Below are 11,510 nucleotides of genomic sequence, written 5' to 3' on the forward strand. Positions count from 1 at the left end.
CGCTTCAAGGCCAGCGCCGCAACCGCAAAAGGACGAAAGGAGAAAGCCAATGCCTTGACCAAAACCTGACCGCAGGAACATAAAAAGGCGGGTCACTTCTCAGTGAAAATCCCGGGTCAGTTCCAAACGGAAATCAACAGGCCGTTGCTGTCTCTGCCGAACTTCCCGCCGGCGGGATCGGCGGCATCCTCGGCAATTCCGGCAATCTCGAGAGCCTTGCTGTTCACATAGCTGAAGTGCTGGCTCGCCGAGAGCACGAACACCGGATTCTGGGGAGCGATCCTGTCGAGGTCCTCGCGCAGAAGCGCCCGATGTCCCGGCATCAGCGCGGTATCATATAGCTGGCCGATCACCCAATCGCCCGGCTTGGCCTTCGCGGCGGCAGCAGCGATCTTGGCGAGCACCTCGTCGGCATCCTTGTTGGCGAAGGGAGACAGATCGAGGAACAGGTTGAACGTCGACGACGATACGATGTGCACGTGCGGATCGACGAAACCGGGAAGGATCGCCTTGCCGGTCCGGTCAATCACTTTCGTACCGGGCCCCTTGCGCGCCATGACCTCCTTGAGGCTGCCGACGGCCACGATCTGCCCATTGGTCACAGCAACCGCCTCTGCGGACGGTTGCGCATCGGCGACCGTCACGACATCGCCGATCAGGATCGCGTCTGCCGGCCCCGCCTGAACCAGCGCGGCCTGAAACTGAAACAAAGTGTCGGGGGACCCCGCCAGCGCCAGGGTCGGCAAGGCCGAGGCCGCGGCCGTAACCGCCGTTGCAACCATCGCCTGTCGTCGCGTGAGGCCCATCCCGCGGCCAAAACTGAAGATTTCGGCGAGCGCTGGGTGGCCGCAACAACCGCAGTTGAAAAGCCGCATCTTGTCCTCGCTTCGCCAAGACAGTCCGACCCTACTAATACCAGCGGCGTTATAGGTCGTAAAGAAACGAACGTTGAAAGGCGCGCGGGGTAATAAGATTTAATTCGTCATCGTCCAGATGCCGACCAACAACCCCTTCGTTACGACGAACCCGTGAGGCCGAACGCCTCATGCGGCCCACGTGACGTGTGTCGGACGAAGTGCGAGACCAGCCGCTGGACGCCCACTTTGGCGATCCGCGATGACCGCTACACGTCGATCTGAGACGGTCAGCGAACATCGTGCGGATGACGCCTTCGAGCCGAACCCGGACAAAATCAGGCTTGTGCGGCGCGACGCTTGAAGCGGGTTCACATTCCGCCCGCGCCCGGCGCGTTCATGCCGCGCCAGTCCGGCGTCACGACCGCATTGGTCAAACTGCAACCTTCGCAGCCGGTGGGCGCGCGCCTATGCGATCGGACAGCGCTGGGCGTTTCCGCTTTGACCGATGGCGTTAGTACCGACGAACGCGTCGGCGGACGGTCCGGCGTGCAGAGCCGCGCGTGCCAACATAAACAGCTTTTTCGATTAACGGAGCGCCAACGTTCGTTTCCTGCAGCGCGCGAATCGGCAGGGCCGCGACGGGCTCGGCGAGAAGGGCGATGGCGGCAAAGGCGAGGAGCAGTTTCTTCATAATGGAAGCCTCCGGTAGTGGCGACAAAAGATGCGCGCCACGTCCTCGGCGGTCAACATCCGCTTACCGGACGGCTGATCTGGATCAAACGACACCCAAACACGACGACGGCTTCTTCGGGGGCCGTTTTTCGTTGCGGCTGGCGCGCGTAGCAGGAATCGGTCGGGGAAGCTGGCGAAAACCCGGCGACAGGGCTCGAAGCGTGAATTTTTATGTTCGGGCACGGACGCGCGAATTTTGCCGGAGTGACGCTCCGGTGACGCTCAGTCTCCCGTGATGCCGCTGCCGATTCTCTAGAAAACCCTGAAAAAACAATGGTGGGCGATATAGGGATCGAACCTATGACTCCACCCGTGTGAAGGGTGGGGTTTTGGTGCGGCGCGTACCAAAACCCTCTTGGCGTCAAATGAAAGCGGCGAAAATATATGGCAGCTTAAAAAGTGACGATGGCCAAAACAAAATTGATGCCAGGGACGCCTCGAATCGTAACCATTCGTTTTAATGCAATCAATGGGCAAGTCATCGTTTCGGAACGCGAAACGCCTTAATCAAAAACGCAGAAAGCTGGTAGGCGCGCCTAACGTGGGATCAGCTTGATTTCGGAGCGTCCGGGGCTGTCTTCTCACCGAGGGCCTCGACAATTAGGCGTGAGCCGCGAACCGCACGCACGCGAACGGGCGCGCTTTCCGGCAGTTCCGGCCCATCGGCCAGCCAGACTGTGTCTCCAACCCGCACCTTGCCGCTGCCGTATTGGATTGGCACCGCTACCGTGCCGCACAAGCCGACCATTGCGTAAGCGCGTTCGTTCAAGTCGAAGTCTAAGCTAGTACGGTTTGCAGTGCGATAGACGAACCAGCCTAGTATTGAACTGACAGCAGAAAATGCAAGAAACAAACCAAGCTGGGCTTCTAATGAGAATTGATGTAAAATAGTAAGTAACGTCATCGCCGTTGCACCCAATGCGATCCAGACCAAATAAACGCCGGGCGCATGCAGTTCGGCTAACCCGAGGAAAATGGCGATGCCCGCCCACATAAACCAAGGCATGGCTGATTTTAGCTCCCTTTCGCGATCCCCTGCCTAGCCAGCTCAGAGATGTTGCCTTCTAACGATTCCATTTCGGTTAATTTTGAGTCGGATTTACCTCGTCCGAGCCCCTGCTTAACCAAATCAGCAACGCCGCCAACCATACCTACGAGTGCGCTTGTCTCAATCGGCATCAACACAAGTTTGGTATTTGACGATTGACCGATTTGGCTAAGCGCCTCAACATATTTCTGCGCCACGAAATAATTTAGCGCCTGCACATTGCCGCCTTCGACTGCCCGCGAGACAGACTCGGTGGCACGTGCCTCTGCCTCAGCCAATCTCTCGCGGGCTTCGGCATCCTTTTGCGCGGCGGACAAGCGACCTTCCGCGGCAAGAATCTGAGACTGCTTGTCGCCTTCTGCCTCGAGGATTGCAGCCTGTTTGATACCCTCTGCGCGCAAAATGGCTGCACGCCGCTCACGATCCGCGGTGAGTTGCTTTGCCATCGCAGATAATACGTCTTCCGGCGGACGCACATCCTTGAGTTCCACGCGTGTCACCTTCGTTCCCCACGCTTCGGTAGCGGCATCGAGGACGCGTAGCAGCCTTTCGTTGATTTCGTCCCGCTTAGAAAGGGTTTCATCCAGATCAAGAGCGCCGATTGCGGTGCGGATATTGGTCATCGTTAGGTTGCTGACGGCTATTTGGAGATTTTGGACCTCATAAGCAGCACGGCTCGCGTCAATCACTTGATAGAAAACAATGCCGTCAACGATCACGGACGCATTGTCCTTAGTGATGACGTTCTGCGGTGGGATTTCCAGGACTGTTTCCTGGACGTTGAGCTTGCGGCCAATAAGGTCGATGAAAGGATTAATCATCCGAAGGCCTGGCTGCAGAGTAATACGGTAACGTCCGAAACGTTCCACCGTCCATTGAAATCCTTGCGGAACTTGACGTATAGCACGCGAAATAACTGCAAAAAAAATAACGAGCAACAACACAAGAAATATCAAAAGCCCGTCCATTGCGGTTTCCCCGTCGTCTTAAAGTGACGACATAGCTATCCTGTCAAGCTGGGGGGTGCAAGGATCCTATCCTCCCGACAAGCGGGAGCGATCATAATAAATTCTCGATGGGATAGGTGACATGCCGAAATAATAGACGTCTCAACGTCGAGGCGTTTCGTTCGGCCAACTCGCTGGTCGAGCCCATCTCGCCGCCATCCATCGAGCTATGGTCGGACGACCGCTGGATAGAACGCCCGACGAACTCAAGTGTCGACGAGCTAACGTCGCGTTTAATTGGCGGCTGCACTGCCATCACTGCAAAGCGATATTGTACAAACATTGCACAAATTTTGCGGGAAATATCGTAACTGATTGATTTTATTGGCGCGCCCAAGGGGAATCGAACCCCTGTTTTCGCCGTGAAAGGGCGACGTCCTAGACCGCTAGACGATGGGCGCGGAGCGCGAAGCGGCCGACCGCTTGCGAAGTGGGGCGACGTATAACTGCGGCAATTCATGCTGGCAAGCCTTTCATCCCCTTCGCCGTGGATTTTTGTTCAGCGTCCCGGCCCCGGCTTGCAAATAGCCAGATCGACCAGCCGCGCGCTGACTTTGGTCCGTCCGCCCCAATGATCGAGCGAGAGCGAACAGGCAAGATGCGCCCGCTCGCCGCGCGCCTTAGCCAGAGCGGCGCCGATGGGCGATTGCGCGGCGCGAAAAGCCGCCAGCTCCAGCCGCGCGCCGTCGCCCGACTGCACCCGCAGCCGCAAATGATCCGCGCCAAAGGGCAACACGTCGACGATTCGATGCTCGGGCAGCACGAAAACCGGCTCGGGATTGCCGGAGCCGAAGGGCCCCGCCTTCTCGATTTCCTCAACCAAAGCCGGCGTGCAGGCGCTGGCGGTCAGCAGCCCGTCCACCGAAAGCCCGGCGTTGGCGCGGGCGCGGGCGACCGGCTCCGCGAGTCGCTCTTCGAGAAAGGACTGGAACGCGGCGAGCTGGTCGCGCCGCACGGTGACGCCCGCCGCCATGGCGTGGCCGCCACCCTTGGCGATCAGGCCCGTCTCGACCGCCGCGCGCACCACCTTGCCGAGATCCACGCCCGCAATGGAGCGCGCGGAACCGGTTCCGACCTCGCCGTCGAAGGCGATGGCGAAGGCCGGGCGTCCGAACAGCTCCTTCAGCCGCGAGGCGACCAGCCCGACAATTCCGGGCTGCCAGTCCGCTGCGGCGGCCAGCACAAAGGCGCCCTCCTCCGCTGGCCCCAACTGCTTGTAGGCCTCGCCCAAAGCCTCCTGCAGCATCTGCTTTTCGAGAATCTGGCGTTCGCCATTGAGCCGGTCCAGCTCGGCGGCGATGGCGCCCGCCTCCAGATCGTCGCGCAACAGCAGCAATTTGGCGCCAAGAGCCGCGTCGCCGATGCGGCCTCCGGCGTTGATGCGCGGGCCGAGCAAAAAACCGAGATGATAGGCGCGCGGCGGCCCGTTAAGGCCGGCGACGTCGGCGAGCGCACGCAAGCCCGCGCGGCCGCGCGACTTCATCAGCGACAAGCCCTTGACCACGAAGGCGCGATTGAGGCCCGTCAGCGGCGCGACGTCGGCGACCGTTGCGAGGGCGACGATATCGAGCGACGCCAGCAGGTCCGGCTCCAGCCTCTCGCGCCAGAAGCCGCGCCGGCGGAGCGCGCGGTTGAGCGCGACCAGCGCGACGAAGGCGACGCCCGCGGCGCAGAGCGCGCCCTGCCCTGAAACATCGTCCTGGCGGTTGGGATTGACCACAATCGCGTCCGGCAGGACCTCCGGCGCCTGATGATGATCGAGGACAATCACATCCATGCCGAGCCTGCGCGCCTCGACGAAGGGTTCGAAACTGGTGGTGCCGCAATCCGCCGTGACCAGCAGCGTCGCGCCACGCGCGGCCAGCGCGCGGATCGCCTCGCTATTAGGGCCATAGCCCTCGGTAATCCGATCCGGAATGTGGATCAGGCGCGGAACGCCGCAATAATCGAAGAATTCCGCCAGCACCGCCGAGGAACAGGCGCCGTCCACGTCATAATCGCCGAAAATAGCGATGGTTTCCTGCCGTTCGACAGCGCGGACCAGTCGCTCCGTCGCCTCCTGCATCGACGTCAGCGTGAAAGGCTCAGGCAGCAGCGCGCGAAGGGTGGGATCGAGATGGGCCAGAGCCGTCTCGGGGTTGACGCCGCGCCCCGCCAGCACGCGCGAGAGCAGGTCCGGCAGGCCGGTCTGCTGCGCAATCGTCAAGGCCCGCGCGCCGCCTGCGGCGTCGAGCCGGTCGCGCCAGGGCCGTCCCAGCGCGCTGCTTTCGACGCCGAGCAGAAACCGGGCCTCAGACCCCATCGGCATCTATTTTTTGCGCGCGCAAAAAGGCCGGACGCGAATGGCAACGCTCCAGATAGGCGGAAAATTCCGGGCGCGGCTCCAGCATCTTGAAGACATTGATGACGAAATGCAGATCCGAGGCGATCAGCACGTCGGCGGCGGAAAATTTTTCGCCGAGCATATAAGGGCTCGTGGAGAGACCCTCCGTCAGGACATTAAAGACCTTGTCGAACGAGCCCCAGCCCGCCGAGCCTTCGGGAAGTTGGACATTGGCGAATTTCTGGGTGATCGCGGCCTCGATGCAGGAGCCGGAGAAGAACAGCCATTGCAGATAGCGCCCGCGCGCCGCCTCGCCGATGGCCGGCGCCAACCCCGCCTGCGGAAATTTTTCAGCCAAATAAGCGATGATTGCGCCCGATTCCGCTACGCAGGATTCGCCGTCCTGCAGCGCGGGCACTTTCTCCATCGGGTTGATGGCGTGGTAGGCGGGCTTATGCTGCTCGCCAGATTTCAGATCGATCCGCACGCGCTCGCAGGGCGCGCCGATCTCTTCCAGCATCCATAGAACCCGCAGGGACCGCGTCTGGGGCGCCCAGTAAAGCCGCATGAATTCCTCCTCGCCTCGCTTAGGCGCGAACAAAATAGGAACATAACTACGCGGCGTCAAGCCGCGATATCATTCCCGTTCGATGCGGATGACCTGCGGCTTTTCGGCGATATGACCGTCGGCGACAATGGCCGCGAGCGCCTCGCGCACCGAGGCTTCGGTGGTGGCGTAAGTAACCAGCACGACCGGCACGACGCTATCGTCGGCGGCGCAGCCGCGGCGCTGGACGATGCTTTCCAGCGAAATGCCGCGTTCGGCCATGCGCGTCGCAATAGCCGCCGCCGCACCGATGTGGTTGCGCGCCGCAAGCCGGATGTAATAGCCGCCCTCATGGCGCTGCATCGGCGACTTTTGCGCCGTGGCGAGATGATCGACCGGCAGGCCGAATGGCGCCGACCGGATGCCGCGCGCGATATCGGCGATATCGGCGACCACCGCCGAGGCGGTCGCCATGCCGCCGGCGCCGGGGCCAACCAGCGTCAATTCGTTGACGGCGTCGGCGTCCACGGTCACGGCATTTGTAACGCCCATGACCTGCGCGACGGGGGACGACAGCGGGACCATGGTCGGATGCACGCGCTGCTCGACGCCATGCGGCGTGCGCTGGGCGACGCCAAGCAGCTTCACGCGATAGCCCAGCTCGCGGGCGGCGTGGAGATCGGCCAGCGAAATATCCTGGATTCCCTCGATGCTGATCGCCTCGGCGTCGAGCTTCACGCCGAAGGCGAGCGAGGCGAGGATCGCGAGCTTGTGCGCAGTGTCGAAGCCGCCGATGTCGAAGGTCGGATCGGCCTCGGCATAGCCGAGCCTTTGCGCCTCGCTCAGGCATTCGGCGAAGGACAGGCCTTCCAGCTCCATCCGCGAGAGGATGTAATTGCAGGTGCCGTTGAGAATGCCATAGACGCGGGCGATACTGTTGCCGGCGAGACCCTCGCGCAAGGTCTTCACGATCGGGATGCCGCCCGCGACAGAAGCCTCGAAGGCCAGAGCGGAATGGTGCGATTCGGCGACGCGGGCCAGTTCCAGCCCATGTTTCGCCAGCAGCGCCTTGTTGGCGGTAGCCACCGATTTCCCAGCCTTCAGCGCCGCCTCGACGCTGGAGCGCGCGCCGCCCTCGTCGCCGCCGATCAGCTCGACGAACAGGTCGATTTTTTCAGAGCGCGCAAGGGCGATGGGGTCGTCGAACCACTCGACGCCGGACAGGTCCACACCCCGGTCGCGCTTGCGATCGCGGGCGGAGACGCCGGCGACGACAATGCTGCGGCCCGTGCGGGCGGCGAGATCGCCCGCCTGAGTCTGAAGGAGGCGAACGACGGCGGCGCCCACCGTTCCGAGACCGGCGATCCCGACGCGCAAAACTTCACTCATGTTCCGGTCCCCGCCAGATTTCAGGATTTGGCGGCGTTGTGCCTCATTTCGCGCGGGGGATCAATCTGACTCGCGGGCGGCAAGCCTCATTGAGGCGCGCTCAGGCGCGAATCATGCAAGCGCGCTCATGCGCGAATCATGACCGTCGACCTGGCGTCGACCAGGTCATCGTCAAAATCCACCGGCGTCGCGTCCGGCGCTCCAAGGAAGGCGGCGGCAAGGATCGGGGCGATTTTGGCCCATTTTGGCCAGCCACGCGTGTTGCGAGCCGGTTCCTGCCGGTAGAACTCCGAATAGGCTGCGGCGACTGCGGCCGAAGTATATCTGGCGTTGAAGCGCGCCACCGCCTTTCGCCGCGCGCGCCGGTAATCGCCGGGCTCAGTCAGGAAGCGGCGGATGGCTTGCGCCAAAGTCTCGACATCGCGCGGTTCGACTAGAATGCCGGTCTCGCCATCCTCGACGATATCGGGAATGCCGAACCAGCGCGTCGCGATTGCCGGAAGCCCGACCGCCATGCCCTCAAGCAGGCAGAGCGGAAAGGTTTCGCCCCACATGTAACTCGGCAGCACGACCACATGGGCGGAGCGCAAAAGCTCCGGCATGGCGCGGAGATCGACCTGGCCCCTGAATTCGACGATATCGCCCAAGCCCGACCGATCGACTTCCGCCTCGATGGCCGATCGCAACGGGCCGACTCCGGCGATCAGAAGCCGCAACCCGGGGAAATGCGGGGCAAGTTGCGCCAGGGCGGCGATCAACTCCCGATGGCCTTTTCCTTCGACGAGGCGCGCGGCCATCACGAGGACAAGTTCGCCGGGCTCCGGCTCGCCCGCCAATCCGGTGAAGACGTTCTGATCGACGCAATAGGGCACGATCGCGGCCCTGTCCCGCGAGACGCCGTGCGCGATATATTCTTCGGAAGCCGCCTTGTAGGGCAGCACGATCCGGGACGCCCAGCGTTTCTGCAGCCAGAACGTCGCGGCCTGCTGTCGCGTCCAGCCTTCCTTGTGAAAGGTCATGCTCGCGTGATGCGTCACGATAAGTTTCGGGACGCCCGCGATCCGCGCCGCAAGATATATTTCAATGCCGAAGGTCAGCTCGTGAATATGCAGGACATCGCTCTGTCGAAGGATTTTGACCAGCATCCTGATCTGAGCGGCCCGATAACCTGCGCTTTCGATCTTGCGGGCAAGCCCCCGCGCGTTTCGATTTCTCGTCGGCAAGGCGTGGAGCGTGGCGCCATGATCTTCCGCCATGGTCCTGAGCTGTTCGCGCCCTTCGACGTCCAGAATGATGGATGGAGCGAATCCCGCGCCCTTCTGGGCTGCGCAAAGGTGGAGGACGAAGGTCTCTATGCCGGTAATGCCGAAGTTTCCGCCGATATAATGAAACACGCGCAAGGGCTTCTGCAACGGGAATGCGTTCACGGCAATCAACTCCTGGCGTTTGGGCCAAATATCGGCGCGGCGGCTTAATGTTCAGAAAAAACACGAGAACAACAACCGCCTCAAACAAATTATCACGAGTAATAATTTGATGTTATTGCCTTGTAAATTTTAACATAAATGAATCGCTAAGCTATATTGCCGAAAATACTTAACGCCACGCGCACCGATTGGCCCAGCGTGCGGGAATAATGGTGAGGCCCGAAAACCTGCTCCCGCCGTCAGCGCCGCTCGCCCGCCTTGCCGAGCCATTTATCCGCCTGCGCCTGAGCGTAGCGGTCGGTCATGCCGGCGATATAGTCCGAGACAACCCGCGCGCGCTCGGCCTCGCTGCGATGGCGCGCCGCCTGCGCCCATTCCTCGGGCATGGACTCGGGCTCGGACAGGAATTTCTCGAACAGCCCCTTCACGATCCTTCTGGCCTCCTTCCAGACCGGCAGGATGGCGCTGTGGCGGTACATGCGCACGAACAGGAAAGCCTTGATCTCGGCCTTGGCCGTCTCCATCGCGGGTGAAAAGGCGGCCACCGCCGAATCCGCGCGGCGAATGTCCTCGATGCTCGCGGGCGCCAGCGCGGCCAGACGGCGTGCGCTTTCCGTCAGCGCGTCTTCGACGAAACGGGTGATGACGCGTCGGACCAGTTCATGGATGACGCGCACCCGCTCCAGCCCCGGATGACGCGCAGCGATTTCGTCCAGCAGGTCGCGCAGGAAAGGAACCTCGCGCAGGTCTTCGAGGTCGAACAGGCCGGCGCGCAACCCGTCGTCGATATCATGGGCGTTATAGGCGATATCGTCGGCAAGCGCCGCGCATTGCGCTTCGGCCGATGCGAACAGCTCAAGATGAAGAGGAAAAACTGCGTTGAATTCCTTGATCTCGAAGGGTATATCACCCTCATTGTCATGTCGCGCATAAGGTCTGCGCAGCGGACCGTTATGTTTGACCAGCCCTTCCAGCGTCTCGTAGCACAGGTTGAGCCCGTCCCAGCCGGCGTAGCGCCGCTCCAGCTTCGTGACGATGCGCAGGGCATGGGCGTTGTGGTCGAAGCCGCCGAAGGGCGCCATGCAGGGGTTGAGGACTTCCTCGCCGGCATGGCCGAAACAGGTATGGCCGAGATCATGGGCGAGCGCCGTCGCCTCGGCGAGGTCTTCGTCCAGAGCCAGCCCGCGCGCAAGGGCCCTCGAAATCTGCGCCACTTCGATCGTATGGGTCAGGCGGGTGCGGAAATGATCGCCTTCCAGCGGGATGAACACCTGCGTCTTGTGGGCGAGGCGGCGGAAGGCGGTCGAATGGACCAGCCGGTCGCGGTCGCGCTGGAATTCGCCGCGCGTCGGCGAAGGCGGCTCGGGGTAAAGCCGCCCCCGGCTGCGGCGCCAGTCGGCGGCAAAAGGCGCCAGCGGCTTGGCGGAGAGGAAATTCGGACCGGGCGCGACGGACAAGGGACCTGCTCTGGACGGAGGCGGCGAACTATCAGCGGCGCATATCACGCCGGACGCGACGGCGTCGAGTTCAGCCATTGTATTCGCGCAAGACGGTGTTTCCACGGCGAAAGGGAAAAGCGCGCCGCGCCGCATTGACCCTGCCCCGGCAAGGACTATGTTCAGGGCTGGAACAAGGCGGAGAATCCCGATGAGTGAACTTGTGGCGGAACAGGTCGTGGCGACCGAACGCGCGCTCAAGCGCGTGGCGGAAGTGCTGCGCGACGAGGCGCCGGGCTCTTTCCTGCGGATTTCGGTCAATGGCGGCGGCTGTTCCGGTTTCCAATACGCCTTCGACATCGTGCCCGCCGCCGAGGAAGGCGACATCATCCTTGGCGATTCGGAATCGCGGCTGGCGCTCGATCCGGTCTCGCTCGATTACATCAAGGGCGCACAGATCGATTTCGTCGATGATTTAATGGGCTCGTCCTTCCGGATCGAAAACCCGAATGCGACGGCGTCCTGCGGCTGCGGGACAAGCTTCGCCGTTTGAGGCGTTTTTTGCTCGCGGGTCCGCTGGGGATTTGCGATAGCGGATAGCGCCTGGACCAGAACCCCGCCTGCCAAGATCGCCCCGCCAAAATCGCCCGCCAAGATCGCCCCTGATGACGAGCCGACCCGCTGAATCCTCCCGCAACGTCGGCTTGCGCCCGCCCGGCAGGGGCCCGGCGGGCCGAGGACTGG

Annotated in this window: 10 protein-coding genes and 2 tRNA genes; 1 reads left to right on the forward strand and 11 read right to left on the reverse strand. The window is 62.1% G+C overall.

The features are described from left to right. Positions 1–116: 116 nt before the first annotated feature. From QZ409_RS00420 to QZ409_RS00470, 11 genes are all read right to left on the reverse strand, one after another. On the reverse strand, positions 117–875 hold the full coding sequence (locus QZ409_RS00420; protein WP_296706075.1) for an amidohydrolase family protein: 759 nt from the start codon (positions 873–875) through the stop codon (positions 117–119). 493 nt (positions 876–1,368) lie between these two features. Beyond that, a complete protein-coding gene (locus tag QZ409_RS00425) occupies positions 1,369–1,548 on the reverse strand; it encodes a hypothetical protein (protein WP_296706076.1) in 180 nt (59 codons plus the stop codon). 315 nt (positions 1,549–1,863) lie between these two features. Next, positions 1,864–1,942: transfer RNA gene (locus QZ409_RS00430), tRNA-Val, on the reverse strand. A gap of 194 nt (positions 1,943–2,136) precedes the next feature. Further along, entirely contained in the window at positions 2,137–2,595 is a 459-nt protein-coding gene (locus QZ409_RS00435) for an NfeD family protein (protein WP_296706077.1), read from the reverse strand. A gap of 8 nt (positions 2,596–2,603) precedes the next feature. Continuing rightward, complete coding sequence (locus QZ409_RS00440; RefSeq protein ID WP_296706078.1) at positions 2,604–3,605, reverse strand: SPFH domain-containing protein; 1,002 nt, start codon at positions 3,603–3,605, stop codon at positions 2,604–2,606. Between the two features lie 364 nt (positions 3,606–3,969). Beyond that, a tRNA-Glu gene (locus tag QZ409_RS00445) sits at positions 3,970–4,045 on the reverse strand. 98 nt (positions 4,046–4,143) lie between these two features. After that, positions 4,144–5,952, reverse strand: a complete 1,809-nt coding sequence (gene recJ, locus QZ409_RS00450) for a single-stranded-DNA-specific exonuclease RecJ (protein WP_296706079.1) — start codon at positions 5,950–5,952, stop codon at positions 4,144–4,146. After that, positions 5,936–6,535, reverse strand: coding sequence for a glutathione S-transferase family protein (locus QZ409_RS00455; protein WP_296706080.1), 600 nt, complete (start codon positions 6,533–6,535; stop codon positions 5,936–5,938). The genes recJ and QZ409_RS00455 overlap by 17 nt, the downstream gene beginning before the upstream one ends. A gap of 69 nt (positions 6,536–6,604) precedes the next feature. Next, positions 6,605–7,903, reverse strand: a complete 1,299-nt coding sequence (locus QZ409_RS00460) for a homoserine dehydrogenase (protein WP_296706081.1) — start codon at positions 7,901–7,903, stop codon at positions 6,605–6,607. A gap of 125 nt (positions 7,904–8,028) precedes the next feature. Beyond that, the gene (locus QZ409_RS00465) at positions 8,029–9,330 is read right to left on the reverse strand and encodes a glycosyltransferase family 4 protein (protein ID WP_296706082.1); all 1,302 of its coding nucleotides are present in this window, start codon (positions 9,328–9,330) and stop codon (positions 8,029–8,031) included. A 239-nt stretch (positions 9,331–9,569) separates the two neighbouring features. Then, positions 9,570–10,787: a deoxyguanosinetriphosphate triphosphohydrolase gene (locus QZ409_RS00470; protein ID WP_296706083.1), complete on the reverse strand. Its 1,218-nt coding sequence runs from the start codon at positions 10,785–10,787 to the stop codon at positions 9,570–9,572. Positions 10,788–10,977: 190 nt separating this feature from the next. Here QZ409_RS00470 and QZ409_RS00475 point away from each other — a divergent pair, with 190 nt between their 5' ends. Further along, positions 10,978–11,319, forward strand: coding sequence for an iron-sulfur cluster assembly accessory protein (locus tag QZ409_RS00475; RefSeq protein WP_296706084.1), 342 nt, complete (start codon positions 10,978–10,980; stop codon positions 11,317–11,319). Positions 11,320–11,510: the final 191 nt, after the last annotated feature.

Source organism: Rhodoblastus sp., assembly GCF_019449565.1.
Classification (GTDB): domain Bacteria; phylum Pseudomonadota; class Alphaproteobacteria; order Rhizobiales; family Beijerinckiaceae; genus Rhodoblastus.